The organism is Caulobacter sp. S45 (genome assembly GCF_903642205.1).
GTDB lineage: Bacteria > Pseudomonadota > Alphaproteobacteria > Caulobacterales > Caulobacteraceae > CAHJWH01.
On sequence record NZ_CAHJWH010000066.1, the window covers coordinates 1 to 15,445 of the forward strand.

Below are 15,445 nucleotides of genomic sequence, written 5' to 3' on the forward strand. Positions count from 1 at the left end.
CCGCGTCTGCGGCCGTTTCGCCGCTGCTGCGCGTGAGCAGGGCCAGGCTGAGCGCGGCCAGGAACAGCAGGGCGGCCAGGTAGTAGGGGGCGCCGGCCAGGATCGGGGCCCGCCGGTCGGCCACAAGGCGGTGGAAGATCTGGGTGAACAGCAGCGGGCCGACCAGGCCGGTCACCGCCATGATGGAGGAGTTGGCGGCCTGCAGCCGCCCCTGCTCGTCGGGCCGGATGCGCCGGGTCATCATGCCCTGCACCCCCGGCTGCACCAGTCCGACCAGGCCAAAGACCGGCACCCCCAGCCAGAACAGCACGCCCGTCGGCGCCCAGCCGTAGACGAACATGCCCGCCATGCCGAAGGCTAGGCCGGTATAGAGCGCGCCTCGCTCCTTGAAGCGCCTGACGAAGGGACGCACCACGCCGGCCTGGACCACGATGCTGGCCAGCCCGATGCCGCCCAGGCACAGCCCCATGGCGTTGGGCGTCCAGCCATAGCGCAGATTGGTGTAGAGCACGGTCACGCTCTGCAGCGCCTGGAAGCCCAGGAAGTAGAGGAACATAACGCCGCCGAGCTGCAGCAGCCCGGGATAGCGTACCAGGAGCTTCAGCGAGCCGATGGGGCTGGCGTTGGCCAGCCTGAAGGGCGCGCGTCTGTCCTTGGGCAGCGACTCCGGCAGCACGAACAGGCCGTACATGCCGTTGGCGAAGGCCAGGCCCGCGGCGGCCCAGAACGGCAGGCGCGGGTCGACCTGGCCCAGCAGGCCGCCCACCGACGGCCCGATGATGAAGCCGATGCCGAAGGCGGTGCCGAGCAGGCCGAAGCTGGCGGCCCGGTCCTTGGGTGCGGTGATGTCGGCGACATAGGCGTTGGCCGTGGAGAAGCTGGCTGCCGTTATTCCTGAGATGGCGCGACCGACGAACAGCCAAACTAGGTTGGGCGACAACGCCATCAGCACGTAGTCCGCGCCCAGCCCGAAGATGGAGATCAACAGCACCGGCCGCCGGCCGAAATGGTCCGACAGCGCGCCCTGCACCGGCGAGAACACGAACTGCATCAGCGCCCAGACCGCGCCGAACAGGCCCACATAGTCGGCGGCGCTGCCCGCGTCCCCATGGGTGAAGCTCTTCACCAGGTTCGGCAGGACCGGGATGATGATCCCGATGCCCAGGATGTCCAGCAGCACGGTGACGAAGATGAAGCCCAGCGCGGCCTTTCGACGCCCGCCGGGGAGCGGCGAGGCGGTGACCGCGCCGCCGAGATCGGACGCCTCGGCGATCGGCTGGGCGGGCGTTGAAGGCGGATCGGCCATGGGGTCTTATATGCCAGCGCGGCGGTTCAGCCAGTCAAGCTTGGACGCGTACGGCCCGTCCCGAACCCGGACCTGCTCGAAAGAACCTCGGCGCCCGCGAGCTGCCCATGCCCGGGTGCGCCGCGCTGGGACCTGCGCTCAGCTGACGATGCGCACGCTTGCGACCACGGTCTGGAACAGGGAGGTCATGGCCGCCTGTATTCCAGCGCCATCAGGACTGACCGGCTGGTAGAGACCCGGCGACGCGCAGCTTTGCAGCGCCGCCCCGACCTTGTCGGTCGGAGAGATGATCGGGAGCACATTGGCCACGGACCAGCCGTCCGACGAGATGGAGGACGGGATGTAGGTGGTGTAGAGGATCGCGATCTTGATCCCCTGGTTCTTCAGGGCGGTGCAGGTCGTCTGGCTCAGCGGTCCCATCTGGCGGTTGCCAGGGTTCTTGTCCGACATGCCGTCGGTCACCATGAACAGGATCTTCTGCGGCGTCGCGGAGGTCAGCCCGTTCCCCGCGCTCGCGCCGCCCGGCAGCATGACGGCGCCGAGATTGGTCATCATCGTGTCGAGGTTGGTGTCGGTGTCGTCATTGTAGCCGTCATAGGCGTAGTTCTGGGAGGGCACGGTCTGCAGCTGGACCTGAAGGGCGGACTGGGCGCTCAGGCCGTTCAGGTCGTAGGTCAGCGGGCTGACCTGGTAGGGCAGCGCCGTCGGGCTGGTGATGTAGGCCTTCGGCCCGAAGTCGTAGAGCGCCACCCGGAACTCCGAAGGCGTGCACTTGGAGCCGCAGTTGGACGGCGGCGGCGCCTGGCCATTTAAGGTCTCGGTGGTGGACGCGGTGCTCATCAGGCTCGACGTGGCGCTGGCGACTTCGTTTATCCGCAGGTTCACCAAAGGTATGTTGGCGCCCTTGGTGAGGTTCTGCTGGGTCGCGTTCAGGTTATAGGCGACGACGAGATCGTAGAAGTCGTCACCGGGCGCGTCGGAATGACAGGCGAAGGCGCAGTTGCTTTCGCTGCCCTTGTTGACGGTGATCGTATTCACGAGGGTGTTAATGTCGGCCGTCTCGGCTCCGAGCCCCATCGACGGCGAGTTGTCGAGCAGCATGTAGAAGTCGATGAAGCTCGGGATGTTGTCCGAGGCCGTGGACGTGGCGCTGAGCTTGATGGTCTTTTCGCCGAAGAAGGCCAGCAGGGCCGGCGTGAACGTTCCGGACACGGTCACCGCCGAACTCACGGTGGTGCTAACGGTCGTTCCCGAGGTCTTGGTGGATCTGCAGACCAGCGTTCCGGCGCCGCACGCATTACCGGTAAGGCCGGTCACGACCGTATCCGAGGGGTTGCGCCAGTCGGCGTTGAAGATCGCCTGGACGCCGGAAGCCGTGACCGAGTCCGGCACCGACCCGTCGGAGGTCATCTTGAGGGCGGCCTGGTACCCGGCCGAGGCTCGAGCCACCGCGCCCACTGCCGCAGCATCGGCCGCCTGCTGCAGCGCGGTTTGGCGCATGTAGGCGTCGGTCACGTCGATCGCTCCGCCCCCCGCCAGCAGCAGCACAGGCGCCACCAGTGCGAAGATCATGGCGGTGTTGCCGCCCTTTTCCCTGAACATGTCACGGCTCAGCAGTCGCACGGTCGCATTCCTCAGCTAGCTGCGTGATCTTCCCACCGAAGGGTAAACTGCGCGTTTATATTGCTGTGTGTCTGTCGATCTATTGTTGCAAGCCTCGTGCCGAATGGATTTGGTGAATGGATGGTAAGTGTTTTGACGTTCCGGCGGCGCCTGCTAAAGCTTCGGCCATGAGTCTGACGCCCTTCCACATCGCATTTCCTGTGGACGACCTCACCGCAGCGCGCGCCTTCTACGGCGGGGTGCTGGCCTGTCCGGAGGGGCGCAGCTCGGAGAGCTGGATCGACTTCGACCTGTTCGGCCACCAGATCGTCGCCCACCAGGCGCCGCCCAGGGCCGTGCCCGGCCACGCCAACCCGGTGGACGGCCACGACGTGCCGGTGCCCCACTTCGGCGTCGTGCTGGACCTGCCCCGCTGGCGTGACTTGGCCGAGCGGCTGAAGGCGGCCGGCGTGCGCTTCGTGGTCGAGCCGCACATCCGCTTCGCAGGCCAGGTCGGCGAGCAGGCGACCATGTTCTTCCTCGACCCGGCCGGCAACGCGCTGGAGTTCAAGGCCTTTGCCGACATGGGACAGCTGTTCGCCACCTGAACCACGCCCCGGATCGCGGTCGGCCCTGCAGCGTTCACTGACCGGACAGGGCGGGGATAGCGGATGACGGCGAGCCAGACGCAGGCCTCGGAGCCCACGCCGCCTGCGCCCGAGGACCCCAAGGCGAAGCACGCCGACGAGGCCCGCGACGGCGGACCCCTGCCGGTGATGGGGCTGGCGGCGCTCGGCATCGTGTACGGCGACCTCGGCACCAGCCCGCTCTACACGCTGCAGACCATCCTGCAGGCCACCGGCTCACACGTGGACAGCCACGTGGCGCTGGGCGTGCTGTCGCTGATCTTCTGGACCCTGCTGATCACCATCTCGGTGAAGTACTGCGTCTTCGTCATGCGCGCCGACAACCACGGCGAGGGTGGCATCCTGGCCCTGATGTCGCTGGTGGGCATGAGCGACTGGAAGCGCGGGACCTTCGTCGGCGCCTCCATGGGCCTGATGGGTGCGGCGCTGCTCTACGGGGACGGGGTGATCACGCCGGCCATCTCGGTGCTGAGCGCGCTCGAGGGCGTCAACGTCGCCACCTCGGCGCTGAAGCCGTACATTCTGCCGATCGCGGTCGCCATCCTGCTCGCCCTGTTCTCGGTGCAGCGGTTCGGCACGTCGAAGATCGGCGGGGCCTTCGGACCGATCATGCTGGTCTGGTTCGTGGTGATCGGCGTGCTGGGCCTGCTGCAGGTGGTGCGCCATCCTCAGGTGCTGCTGGCGGTGAACCCGGCCTATGGCTTGGCCTTCCTGGTCCACAGCGGGCCGGCGGCCATGCTGGTGCTGGGGGGCGTGTTCCTCTGCGCCACGGGCGGTGAGGCGCTCTACGCCGACATGGGCTCGTTCGGTCGGGCGCCCATCCGGTGGGCCTGGTACGGCGTGGTGCTGCCGGCCCTGCTGCTGAGCTATGCCGGCCAGACCGCCATGCTGATGGAGCACGGGAGGGCCAACGGGCAGAACCCCTTCTTCACGCTGGCGCCGTCCTGGGCGGTCTACCCGCTGGTGGGGCTGGCGACGCTGGCTACCATCATCGCCAGCCAGGCGATCATCACCGGCGCCTTCTCCATGACCCGCCAGGCGATGCAGCTCGGCTGGCTGCCGCTGTCAAACGTGCGCCAGACCTCCCACAAGTCCTACGGCCAGATCTACGTCCCGGTGGTCAACTGGCTGATGATGGGCGCGACGCTCGCCATCACCATCGCGTTCAAGAGCTCCGACAAGCTGGCGGGCGCCTATGGCACGGCGGTTTCCACCACCATGCTGCTGACCACGCTGCTGCTCTACCGCGCCATGCACAAGACCTGGCGCTGGCCGCCGCCGGTGGTCTGGGGCGTGACGGCGGTCTTCCTGGCGGTGGACGGCGGCTTCTTCTCGGCCAACCTGCTGAAGCTGGTCGACGGCGGCTGGGTGCCGCTGAGCATCGGGGCTGTGATCTTCACCCTGATGGTCACCTGGCGCCAGGGCGTGCAGACCGTGCGCGACAAGCTGGTGCGCGACGCGCGCAGCACCGACGACTTCATGGCCGAGATGGAGCGGAGCGGCGTCGTCCGCACGCCAGGCGTCGCCGCCTTCCTGACCCGCCTGGGCGACCGCGCACCGCCGCTGATGGTAGAGTACGTGAAGCTGACCGGCAGCCTGCACCAGACGGTGATCGCCCTGTCGCTGAGCTTCGAGCAGGTTCCGCGTGTGGCCCCTGAGGACCGGGCGGACTTCTCAGAGATTTCCAAGGATTTCTGGCGCGTGAACCTTCGCTATGGCTTCATGGAGAATCCGGACCTGAGCGTAGGCCTGGCGGAGCTGAAGGAGTTCGGCGAGCAGGTAGACCTGTCCAAGGCGCTGTTCTTCGGAACACGCGACTTCGTGGTGCGCGCGTCCCATCCCAAGATGGGGCGGATGCGTACGGGGCTTTTCGCCTTCCTGTTCCGCAACGGCCTGCGCATCACCGACCGCTTCAACCTGCCCCCCGACCGCACCTTCGAGATCGCCCGCGAGATCAAGATCTAGCGGACCCCTTCAGCGCGGCTCCGGCCCGCCCAGCTCGCGCTTGAAGAAGGCCAGGTAGGTGCGCCAGAGCTGCAGCTCCCGAGGCGGCGTGCGGATGCCGTGCCGCTGGCCGGGATAGAGCATCAGGTCGAATGGCGTGCCGAGCCCCTGCAGCCGGTCCATGACTGCGATGGAGTTGGCGAACAGCACGTTGTCGTCGGCCATGCCCTGGAGCAGCAGCAGCCGGCCGGACAGGTGGTCCAACCGCGGCAGGTCAGCGCTCTCGTCGTAGGCGGCCGCGCGCAGCTGGGGCAGGCCCATGAAGCGCTCGGTGTAGTGGGTGTCGTAGGTGCGCCAGTCGGTCGGCGGCGCGCCCGCGGCCCCGGCCCGGAAGCCGGCGCCCGGCTCGGTCAGCAGGCGCAGCGTCATGTAGCCGCCATAGGACCAGCCGCTCACCCCGATGCGGGCGCCGTCGATGTAGGGCAGCGACCGCAGGAACTTCAAACCCTGCAGCTGGTCCTGCACCTCCACTCCGCCGAGATGGCCGGCCAGAGCCGCGGCGAAGGCGGTCCCGCGGTTGGCCCCGCCGCGGTTGGCGACCTGGAACAGCACGAAGCCCGAGTTCAGGTAGAGCTGCTCGGCCGGATTACGCCAGTTGGCCCGCACGTCCAGCGAGTCGGGGCCGCCATAGACCTCGACGATCGCCGGGTAGCGCCTGGCCGGATCGAAATCCCTAGGCTTGAGCAGGGCGTAGTAGAGCGGCGTCACCCCGTCCGCCGCCGTCAGCGTGCCGAACTGCGGCGTCACGTGCTGGTCGAGGTAGGGGAAGTAGGGATGACCAGGCGCCAGCCGGTTCTCCTCGATCCAGGCGCGCCGCGTCCCGTCGATGGCGTAGAGCGCGGTGGAGGGCGGGGTGGCCGGGTCGGAGTAGGTTGCGGTGAAGCTCGAGGCGTCCTTGGCCAGCGCCGCCTCCCACCAGCCGTGCCCGTTGGTCAGGGCGGTCGGCTCGCCTGGCCTACGGTAGGAGGTGACGTAGAGCTGGTGCTCCAGCGGGCTGTCCTTGGAGGCGACGAAGTAGACGAGCCCCCTGCCCTCATCCACTCCCTGCAGGCCCGCGCCGGACGCCCCGGCCGCCGCCGTGCGGACCGCCGCCGGCCAGTCGCCGTGGGTCACCTGGCGGATCAAACGTCCGTTGCGGGCGAACAGGTAGATGTGGCTGAAGCCCGTGCGCTGCGACGTCCAGAGAAAGTCGCCATCCTTCAGCGGCTTGAAGTTGTCGTTGAGGTCGATCCACGGCTTGCCGGCCTCGGTAAGAATGACCCGGCTGGCGCCGGTGGCAGGGTCCACCGAAAGCAGGTCCAGCCGGGTCTGGTCGCGGGTCTCGCGCTGGACGTAGAGGGTGCGCCCGTCGGCCGACCAGTCCACCCGCGCCAGGTAGGTGTCGCTGTCAGGACCGAGGTCGACCTGGGTGGGCGTCTCACCCAAGGCCGCGGAAACGAACAGCTCGACCTTGGCGTTGGGACGGCCGGCGCGGGGATATCGCTGCTCCGTCAGGGTGGAACCGCCGGCGCCGATCTCCAGGCGCGGGATCAGGTCGACGCCACTCTCGTCCACCCGGGTCCAGGCGATGCGGCTCTCGTCGGGCGCCCACCAGTAGCCGGTGAAGCGCTCCATCTCCTCCTGGGCGACGAACTCCGCCGTGCCGTAGGTGACCGCCCCTCCCGAGGCCGGGCTGACCGCATGTTCCTGACGGTTGGCGAGATCCATCGCGTAGAGCCGCCCGTCGCGCACGTAGGAGACGGAGCTGCCCTTGGGGCTGAAGCGGGCGTCGCTCTCGTCGCCCGGGGTGCGGGTCAGCCGGTCCACCCGCCCGCTCTGGACGTCGGCCAGGTAGAGGTCGCCGCTGGCGGGCACGAGGATGGAGCGCCCCTGCTCGTCCCATCTGTAGTCCACGATCCCGCGCGAGGAGATGCGCTGACGCTCCCGCCTGCCCTTCTCCACCTCGCTGAGCACCGCGCCCGGCGGCTCCACGGCATAGGCGTCGACCAGCAGGCGCGCCGCGCCGCCGGCCGCAGGCATGGCCCAGAGGTCCTGCACGGTGCGGTCCTGCGCCTTGGCGCGCAGGAAGGTGACCAACCGGCCATCCGGCGAGATCTGCACGCCGCGGGCGGTGGGACCTGAAAGGTCAGGATCGGCGAAGACGCGCTCGGGTGTCAGCCGTTCGGCCTGCGCCGCGGCCGCCAGGCCGAGGGAGCAGACGGCGGCGAGAAGGAGGCGAGGGCGCATCTTAGGTCCATGTGAGAAGCTCCGGAGCAAAGTGCCTGCCGCCGCTCGCCGGCGCAACGCTCCCGCCGGATGGACGTGGGCCCCAGTCCCGGCCTAAGGCTTTGGGCGATGGGGCGCGTCCGAGCGGCGCCCGACGGCAAACTGAGTCTTGATGATCCATAGCGTCTCCATCCGCCCTTTCCCCGACCAGAAGCCCGGCACCTCGGGCCTGCGCAAGAAGGTGCGGGTGTTCCAGACGCCGCACTACACGGAAGCCTTCATCCAGTCGGTGTTCGACGCCGAGCCGGGACTGCGAGGCGCGACCCTGATCCTGGGCGGCGACGGGCGCTATCTGAATCGCGAGGTGATCCAGGTGGCGCTGAAGATGGCCGCAGCCAACGGGGTCGCGCGGGTGCGGGTGGGCCGGGGCGGACTGCTCTCCACGCCCGCGGCCAGCCACCTGATCCGCATCTCCGGCGCCATCGGCGGCCTCATCCTGTCGGCCAGCCACAATCCCGGCGGCCCGGAGGAGGACTTCGGCGTCAAGTACAACATCGCCAACGGCGGTCCAGCGCCGGAGCGGGTCACCGATGCCATCTACGCCCGCACGCTGGCGATCGACCGCTACCTCATCCTGGAGGTCCCAGACCTCGACCTCGACCGCCTGGGCGAGCAGCGGCTCGGCGAAATGGTGGTGGAGGTGGTCGATCCCGTGGCGGACTACGCCGCGCTGATGGAGACCCTGTTCGACTTCAGGACGATCCGCGCCCTGATCGCCAGCGGCTTCAGCCTGCGCTTTGACGCCATGCACGCAGTGACCGGGCCCTATGCGCGCGAGATCCTGGAGCGAAGGCTAGGCGCGCCGGAAGGCTCGGTGGTGAACGCCACGCCGCTGCCGGATTTCGGCGGCGGTCACCCGGACCCCAACCTCGTGCACGCCCACGCCCTCTACGAACACATGATGGGGCCGGACGCACCAGATTTCGGCGCGGCGTCAGATGGCGACGGCGATCGGAACCTGGTGATCGGGCGAGGCCGCTTCGTCTCGCCCTCGGACTCGCTGGCGGTGCTGGCGGCCAACGCTCATCTGGCCCCGGGCTATTCGGCGGGGCTGAAGGGGGTGGCGCGCTCCATGCCCACCAGCGGGGCGGTGGACCGGGTGGCCAGGGCCCTTGGCGTCGCCTGCTACGAGACGCCCACGGGCTGGAAGTTCTTCGGCAACCTGCTGGACGCCGGGCGCGTGACCCTGTGCGGCGAGGAGAGCGCAGGCGCAGGCTCCGACCACGTGCGCGAGAAGGACGGCCTGTGGGCCGTGCTGCTGTGGCTGAACATCCTGGCGGTGCGGCGCCAGCCGGTGGCGGGGGTTCTGGACGAGCACTGGGGGCGTTACGGCCGCAACTACTACGTCCGCCACGACTACGAGAGCATCGACAGCGCCGCCGCCGACTCGCTGGTGGAGGCGCTGCGCACGCTCTTGCCGCAGCTCCCTGGCAAGCGCTTCGGCCCCCTGCAGGTGGAGGCCGCCGACGAGTTCGCTTACCACGACGCCACCGATGGCTCGGTCAGCGAGCGCCAGGGCCTGCGCGTGATGTTCGAGGGCGGATCGCGGGTGGTCTACCGCCTGTCCGGCACCGGCACCTCCGGCGCGACGCTGCGGGTCTATATCGAGCGCTACGAACCGCCCTCGGGGAACCTGCATCAGGAGCCGGCCGAGGCCCTGGCCGAATTGGCGGCGGCGGCCGATGCGATCGCGGGGATCGCCGCGTGGACGGGCCGCAACGCGCCGGACGTGGTCACCTAGCGAAGCGGCAGGCTGCTACTCGTAGCGGTGCAGCTTCACCGCCAGCTGCTGGTCCGTTGCGTCGTGGCTGAAGGCAGCCTTGATCCACTTGGGTCCGTGCAGGCCGATGGGCGCATTGTTGGAGAAGCCGACCTCCTCCAGCGGGATGCCGAAGCGGCCGCGGTTGACCGTGTGGTCGTCGTTGCGGTCATGGTAGACTTGGGCGGCGTAGAGCCCCGGCGGAACGCCGGTCACGGTCACCGTCGTGACGCCCTTCACCGCCGCCGCCGCGCCGGAATAGGGGCAAGCCTCCTTCAGGAAGGTGGCCTCGGTGCAGATGTCCACCCGCACGTGGCCGGCGTCGTCGCGCACGTGGTCGACCTGGAACACCACCGACCCCGCCGGCGCCTGGGCGAACGCGGGCGTGGCGGCGGCGCCAAGGACCGCCGCCGCCAGCATGACTGGATGTCTCATGTCTCGCCCCGCTCCCGGGCGATCCGGATCAAACCTCGGCCAGGCCTTCGGCGATGTCGCGCTTCTCGTACACATGGTCCACAAGGCCGAAGTCCTTGGACTCCTCGGCCGAGAGGAAGTTGTCGCGGTCCAGCGAGCGTTCGATCTCCTCGACCGGCTTGCCGGTGTGCTTGGCATAGAGCGCGTTAAGGCGCTTCTTGGTCTTGATGATGTCCTCGGCGTGGCGCTCGATGTCCGAGGCTTGGCCGCGGAAGCCGCCGGACGGCTGGTGCACCATGATCCGGGCGTTGGGCAGGGCCACGCGGTGGCCGGGCTCGCCCGCCGCCAGCAGGAACGAGCCCATGGACGCCGCCATGCCGATGCACACGGTTGCGACCGGCGAGCGGATGTACTGCATGGTGTCGTAGATCGCGAGGCCGCTGGTCACCACCCCGCCCGGCGAGTTGATGTACATGGCGATCTCCTTCTTGGGGTTCTCAGACTCCAGGAAGAGCAGCTGGGCGGTGATCAGGGCGGCCATGCCGTCCTCCACCGGGCCGGTCAGGAAGATGATCCGCTCCTTGAGCAGGCGGGAGAAGATGTCGAACGCCCGCTCGCCCCGGCTGGTCTGTTCGACCACCATGGGGACCAGGCTCATGAGCATGTCGGGATCGCGCATCCGGCGGCTTTCTTATCTACGAATGGGGGAGCGTCAGCGGCCGGCCGGCCGCGCGCCTCGGACCGCAGATATCGCGTGGCGCAGCGAAGCTTGCAAGGACGGCGGCTGCGCCCCGCTTACTCCGTCGGCATGAAGTCCTCGCCCTTCAGGCTGGGCTTCGGCGGCTCGCCCATGTGCTCGCCCTCGCGACCGGGTTCGCTGACGCCGGCCTTGGTGTCGGTGAGCAGGGGCGCGTCGGCCAGCTCGGGGGCAAACTTGCGCAGGCCGTCGCGAAGGTCCTTTCGGCGCCGCCACGGCCGCCAACTGTCGGCGGGGGTCACGGGATCGCCCAAGTGGTAGGCGGCGATGAGGCCGGCCATGGGGCCGATCTTCACCGGGCCGAGACGACGCAGCCGCCGCAGCGGCCCGGTGTCCAGCGCTTCGATCGCCTTGTTCAGCGATCCCGTCCGTTCCACCGCCGCCTCCACCTCGTCCGCCGAGCGGTTCAGGAAGTGGCCGATGGTGGTGCAGCGGTGGCGATGGATGGCGGCCCGGGTGGCCGGATCGTCCTCGGCCGCCTCGATGGCGATGTCGCATTCGGTGTCGAAGCCGGTGGAGCGGTTGTTCAGGTTGGTGGAGCCGGCGCGGAGCATCACGTCGTCGATTAGCGTGCACTTGGCGTGGACGATCACCGTCTTGCCGCTGTCGGTCTCCGGGCAGAAGGCGTGGAAGCGGCCGTATTTGTCTTCGCCCTGCAGGCGGCGGATCAGGGCCGAGCGGGTCTTGTCCATGGTCATGCGGTCGAACCAGCTCGGGCTGTGTTCCGTGGAGACCACCACCACCTCCGGGCCGTCCTCCTCACCCAGGCGCGCCGCGAGCGCCTCGCCGATGGCGGGCGAGGCGACGTACTGGTTTTCCATATAGATGTAGCGCCTGGCCGCCTTGATGGCGACGAGGTGCAGGGCCTCGCTCTCGCGCACCTCGGGCTGCTTGCGCCAGGCGGGCTCGGTGCGGGCCAGCCCGATCCGCACGTTATGGAACTGGGGTTCGACGTGGTCGGGCCAGGGCGAGGGTCCGAGCGCAGCGGCCGGGTCGCGGGGCGGGATGTCGGTGTCGCTGGAGCGCTTCCATCGCCTGCGGCAATGGTCGCCCATCATGGCGGCGGCCTCGCCCTCGATCATCATCATCACCTCGTGGCGGGGGTCGTGCACGCCGCCGGAGGGCATGTGGCGGCGCTGATCGCCGTCCAGGTGCTCAGTGGTGTCCCAGCGGTCGGTGCTCATGTCGCCGCCCCCGCAAAAGGCCAGCATGTCGTCGATCACCAGCACCTTCTGGTGGTGGCAGGCGCCCAGCGGCACGCTGGCGTCCAGCCGGAAGCTGACCGGAGTGTTCTTGAAGCAGGCTCGCGCCCGGTGTGGGAAGAAGTGCTGCGAGGCCGCCACCGGCAAGGCCGACTTCCACACCAGGATGCGGACGTCGAGCTGTCGGTTGGCGCGGGCGAGATCGCGCAGGAAGGCGCCCGCCTGGTCGTCCACCGGGCCGCCGCCGGTGTGATCCGGCGTCAGCTGGGTCAGCGGGTCGAAGGACCAGCCGAGCAGGTAGATGGAGCGCTGCGCCCTCAGCATCGCGGCCTTGGCGGCGCGAAAATAGTTCTGGGTGTCCAGGATCACCGTCGCGCGGCTGGCCATGGCGGTCCGCCAGCATGTCCGACCCGGTTCGAGCAGCAAACGCCATCCCCCGCCGCGTCGCCCTGAGGCGAAGCTTCCGCGGCCGAATACCGGATGTGCGTCGACGGTTCCAGCGCGCCGACGCGCGCCTTCGTCTCCAGCGCGCCGACGCGCGCCTTCCTCGCCGCCACGGACGACGGGGACGGCCTGGCGCCTGCAGCGCCCCGCAGGCGGCGTTCGGCCCGTTGCAGATCATCTGCGTGACCGGCCAGGCCGCCGACCTGGAGCTGGAGTCCGGCCACGCCGTGGTCGCCCAGCCCTTCTCCGCCACAGACGTCGCCGCGGCCTACGCCTATGTCTCCACAGATGTGCGGGTGGCCTGAGCCCTGCCGCGCATCGTCCGTCATCGAACTGTGACAGGCGCGATATATGGCGGGGCGGAGGGCGACGGGGGTCCGCGCCGAAGGAGAACACCCATGACCAGGATGCTTGCGGTCGCCGTCGGCGCGGCGCTGCTCACGGGCGCCACCGCAGCCGGCGCCGTCTCGGCGGAGGCCGCCACCCTCTCCGGCGCCGGGGCCACCGCCCCCGCCCCGATCTATCAGAAGTGGGCCGAGGCCTATCGCGCCAAGTCCGGCACGAGCCTGAACTACCAGGGCATCGGCTCCGGCGGCGGCATCAAGCAGATCGAGGCCAAGACCGTCGACTTCGGAGCCTCCGACAAGCCGCTGGCCCCGGCTGACCTGGCCAGCCACGGCCTGATGCAGTTCCCCACCGTCATCGTCGGCATCACGCCGGTGGTGAACCTGCCGGGCGTGACGCCGGGCGAGATGCACCTGACCGGCCCGGTGCTGGCGCAGATCTATCTCGGCAATATCAAGCGCTGGACCGATCCGCAGATCGCCCGCCTGAATCCCGGCAAGCGCTTCCCCAACCTGCCGATCACCATCGTCCACCGTTCCGACGGGTCCGGCACGACCTTCCTCTACACCTCCTACCTGAAGGCGGTCAGCCCGGACTGGGGGAGCAAGGTCGGCGCCAGCGACAGCGTGCAGTGGCCGGCCGGCCAGGGCGGCAAGGGCAATGATGGCGTCGCGGCCTTCGTCAAGCAGACCCCGGGCTCCATCGGCTACGTCGAGTACGCCTATGCCAAGACCAACAACCTGGCCTATGCCGACATGGCCGATCACGATGGGGCCGTCGTCGCGCCCAACGAGCAGAGCTTCACCGCCGCCGCAGCCCACGCCAACTGGGACGCCGCGTCCGGCTTTGCGCCGAGCCTGCTGAACCAGCCGGGCGCGGGCGCCTGGCCGATCTCCGGCGCCACCTTTATCCTGGTCTACAAGACTCCGCCCAAGCCCGCAGCCACGGGCGAGGTGCTGAAGTTCTTTGACTGGTGCTACACGAACGGCGACGGCATGGCCGCCCAGCTTTCCTATGTGCCCCTGCCAGGCAACGTAAAGGCGATGGTCCGCCACGCCTGGGCCACGTCGGTGAACTCCACGTACAAGCCTCACTAAGCGTTAGCGACCCTTACCGCCGGGCTTCTATGGTCCGGCGGCTCGCCTGACACGGACCTCACGCCTCATGGCCGACATGACCGCCGGCAGTCTGAAGCGGGCGCGCCCGATCGGGGCGCGCTTCGATTCCGTCTTCCGCATCCTCTGCCTGTCGGCCGCCACCATGCTGCTGGCGGCGATCGCGGGCGTCCTGGTCTCGCTGCTGATCGGCGGCTGGCCGGCCTTTTCCAAGTTCGGGCTGAAGTTCTTCACTTCCACTGTGTGGAACCCGGTCACGGAGGACTATGGCGGGGCCGGCCCCATCGTCGGCACCCTGATCACCGCAACCCTCGCTTTGCTCATCGCCCTGCCGCTGGCGTTCGGGGTGGCCGTCTACCTGACTGAATTCTGCCCTCGTGCGCTCCGCCGCCCGATCGGGACAGCGGTCGAGCTGCTCGCGGGCGTGCCCTCCATCGTCTATGGTATGTGGGGCCTGTTCGTGCTGGCTCCGCTGTTCGCCAAGTATGTCGAGCTGCCGATGATGGCGGCAGCGCCACCCGGCTCGATCTGGGAGACGCTGTTCTCCGGCGTACCGAACGGCTCGGGCCTGCTGATGGCGAGCGTGATCCTGGCCATCATGATCCTGCCCTACATCGCCGCCACCCTGCGTGAGCTGTTCCTGACCGTGCCCGTCAAGCTGCGCGAGAGCGCCTATGGCGTCGGATGCACATCGCTGGAGGTGGTCTGGTCGGTGACGCTCCCCCACGTGCGCAAGAGCGCCATCGGCGCGGTCATGCTGGGCCTCGGCCGGGCGCTTGGGGAGACCATGGCGGTGACCTTCGTCATCGGCAACAGCCACGGCTTTCCCACCGGCCTGTTCGACGGCGGCTCGACCATAGCCTCCACCATCGCCAACGAGTTCGCCGAGGCGACCAGCGACATGCACACCTCGGCCCTTTTGGCCCTGGGCTTCGTTCTGTTCCTGATCACCTTCGCGGTGCTGGCCATCGCGCGCACCCTCCTCGGCCAGCGGGACCACGCCTGATGCCCGCCTCCGCCCAATCCAGCCGCGCCACGCGCAGCCGCGCCAGCCGCAAGCTCGCCAACGGCCTGTTCGTCGCCGCCTGCTCGGCATGCACGGGGCTGGCGCTCATCTTCCTGGTGGCGATCCTGATGTCGCTGGTGGTGAAGGGGATCGGCGGGGTAAACTTGGCGGTCTTCACCATGAGCACACCCGCCCCGGGCTCCCCCGGCGGCTTGGCCAACGCCATCGTGGGCTCGCTGATGCTCTGCGCCTGCGCCATGGTCATCGCCGTGGTCGTAGGCGTGCTGGCCGGCACGTGGCTCGCAGAGTACGCGGCCGAGAGCCCCTACGGCAAGGTGGTGCGCTTCACCAACGACGTGCTGCTGTCCGCGCCGTCCATCCTGATCGGCCTGTTCATCTACCAGCTCGCGGTTCGGCCCCTGCACGGCTTCTCCGGCTTCGCCGGCGCCCTGGCGCTCGCCCTGCTGGCCGCGCCGGTGGTGACCCGCACCACCGAGGACGTGCTGAAGCTGCAGTCTCGCCAGCTGCGCGAGAGCGGGGTGGCGTTGGGCGCGCCGCTCTGGACCACCATCCGCAAGA

At 68.9% G+C, this 15,445-nt stretch carries 13 protein-coding genes; 7 read left to right on the plus strand and 6 right to left on the minus strand.

Translation table 11 applies throughout. The annotated features are described in order from the left end of the window. A partial coding sequence (locus HUV06_RS08410) for a TCR/Tet family MFS transporter (protein WP_174300825.1) occupies positions 1 to 1,306 on the minus strand: 1,306 nt, incomplete at its 3' end. A 138-nt stretch (positions 1,307 to 1,444) separates the two neighbouring features. Then, positions 1,445 to 2,908, minus strand: a complete 1,464-nt coding sequence (locus HUV06_RS08415; protein ID WP_174300826.1) for a TadE/TadG family type IV pilus assembly protein — start codon at positions 2,906 to 2,908, stop codon at positions 1,445 to 1,447. A 188-nt stretch (positions 2,909 to 3,096) separates the two neighbouring features. Here HUV06_RS08415 and HUV06_RS08420 point away from each other — a divergent pair, with 188 nt between their 5' ends. After that, on the plus strand, positions 3,097 to 3,516 hold the full coding sequence (locus HUV06_RS08420; RefSeq protein ID WP_174300827.1) for a VOC family protein: 420 nt from the start codon (positions 3,097 to 3,099) through the stop codon (positions 3,514 to 3,516). Between the two features lie 63 nt (positions 3,517 to 3,579). Beyond that, on the plus strand, positions 3,580 to 5,520 hold the full coding sequence (locus HUV06_RS08425) for a potassium transporter Kup (RefSeq protein WP_371811033.1): 1,941 nt from the start codon (positions 3,580 to 3,582) through the stop codon (positions 5,518 to 5,520). Between the two features lie 9 nt (positions 5,521 to 5,529). Here HUV06_RS08425 and HUV06_RS08430 read toward each other — a convergent pair whose 3' ends face one another. Then, entirely contained in the window at positions 5,530 to 7,785 is a 2,256-nt protein-coding gene (locus HUV06_RS08430) for a S9 family peptidase (protein WP_174300828.1), read from the minus strand. A gap of 151 nt (positions 7,786 to 7,936) precedes the next feature. Here HUV06_RS08430 and HUV06_RS08435 point away from each other — a divergent pair, with 151 nt between their 5' ends. Next, positions 7,937 to 9,565, plus strand: coding sequence for an alpha-D-glucose phosphate-specific phosphoglucomutase (locus HUV06_RS08435; RefSeq protein WP_174300829.1), 1,629 nt, complete (start codon positions 7,937 to 7,939; stop codon positions 9,563 to 9,565). Between the two features lie 15 nt (positions 9,566 to 9,580). On the opposite strand, the gene HUV06_RS08440 is transcribed toward HUV06_RS08435, so the two are convergent. The 3 genes from HUV06_RS08440 to HUV06_RS08450 form a co-directional block, all read right to left on the minus strand. Further along, complete coding sequence (locus HUV06_RS08440; protein WP_217433728.1) at positions 9,581 to 10,018, minus strand: DUF2141 domain-containing protein; 438 nt, start codon at positions 10,016 to 10,018, stop codon at positions 9,581 to 9,583. A gap of 28 nt (positions 10,019 to 10,046) precedes the next feature. Next, positions 10,047 to 10,676, minus strand: coding sequence for an ATP-dependent Clp protease proteolytic subunit (locus tag HUV06_RS08445; protein ID WP_174300830.1), 630 nt, complete (start codon positions 10,674 to 10,676; stop codon positions 10,047 to 10,049). Positions 10,677 to 10,792: 116 nt separating this feature from the next. Next, positions 10,793 to 12,343 carry a phospholipase D-like domain-containing protein gene (locus HUV06_RS08450; protein ID WP_174300831.1) on the minus strand — a complete coding sequence of 517 codons (1,551 nt, stop codon included), beginning with the start codon at positions 12,341 to 12,343 and terminating at the stop codon, positions 10,793 to 10,795. A 95-nt stretch (positions 12,344 to 12,438) separates the two neighbouring features. On the opposite strand from HUV06_RS08450, the gene HUV06_RS08455 reads away from it, so the two are divergent. The 4 genes from HUV06_RS08455 to HUV06_RS08470 form a co-directional block, all read left to right on the plus strand. Continuing rightward, positions 12,439 to 12,705: a hypothetical protein gene (locus HUV06_RS08455; RefSeq protein ID WP_174300832.1), complete on the plus strand. Its 267-nt coding sequence runs from the start codon at positions 12,439 to 12,441 to the stop codon at positions 12,703 to 12,705. Between the two features lie 93 nt (positions 12,706 to 12,798). Beyond that, positions 12,799 to 13,842 carry a phosphate ABC transporter substrate-binding protein PstS gene (gene pstS, locus HUV06_RS08460; RefSeq protein WP_174300833.1) on the plus strand — a complete coding sequence of 348 codons (1,044 nt, stop codon included), beginning with the start codon at positions 12,799 to 12,801 and terminating at the stop codon, positions 13,840 to 13,842. Between the two features lie 67 nt (positions 13,843 to 13,909). After that, the gene (gene pstC / locus HUV06_RS08465) at positions 13,910 to 14,866 is read left to right on the plus strand and encodes a phosphate ABC transporter permease subunit PstC (RefSeq protein WP_174300834.1); all 957 of its coding nucleotides are present in this window, start codon (positions 13,910 to 13,912) and stop codon (positions 14,864 to 14,866) included. After that, the coding region (locus HUV06_RS08470; protein WP_174300835.1) for an ABC transporter permease subunit at positions 14,866 to 15,445 on the plus strand (580 nt) is incomplete at its 3' end. The genes pstC and HUV06_RS08470, both read left to right, overlap by 1 nt.

What these genes read in the sequence shown, in the direction of transcription:
- HUV06_RS08415 (WP_174300826.1), bottom strand. Translation starts at nt 2,908, where the DNA reads ATGTTCAGGGAAAAGGGCGGCAACACCGCCATGATCTTCGCACTGGTG.
- HUV06_RS08420 (WP_174300827.1), top strand. Translation starts at nt 3,097, where the DNA reads ATGAGTCTGACGCCCTTCCACATCGCATTTCCTGTGGACGACCTCACC.
- HUV06_RS08425 (WP_371811033.1), top strand. Translation starts at nt 3,580, where the DNA reads ATGACGGCGAGCCAGACGCAGGCCTCGGAGCCCACGCCGCCTGCGCCC.
- HUV06_RS08430 (WP_174300828.1), bottom strand. Translation starts at nt 7,785, where the DNA reads ATGCGCCCTCGCCTCCTTCTCGCCGCCGTCTGCTCCCTCGGCCTGGCG.
- HUV06_RS08435 (WP_174300829.1), top strand. Translation starts at nt 7,937, where the DNA reads ATGATCCATAGCGTCTCCATCCGCCCTTTCCCCGACCAGAAGCCCGGC.
- HUV06_RS08440 (WP_217433728.1), bottom strand. Translation starts at nt 10,018, where the DNA reads ATGAGACATCCAGTCATGCTGGCGGCGGCGGTCCTTGGCGCCGCCGCC.
- HUV06_RS08445 (WP_174300830.1), bottom strand. Translation starts at nt 10,676, where the DNA reads ATGCGCGATCCCGACATGCTCATGAGCCTGGTCCCCATGGTGGTCGAA.
- HUV06_RS08450 (WP_174300831.1), bottom strand. Translation starts at nt 12,343, where the DNA reads ATGGCCAGCCGCGCGACGGTGATCCTGGACACCCAGAACTATTTTCGC.
- pstS (WP_174300833.1), top strand. Translation starts at nt 12,799, where the DNA reads ATGACCAGGATGCTTGCGGTCGCCGTCGGCGCGGCGCTGCTCACGGGC.
- pstC (WP_174300834.1), top strand. Translation starts at nt 13,910, where the DNA reads ATGGCCGACATGACCGCCGGCAGTCTGAAGCGGGCGCGCCCGATCGGG.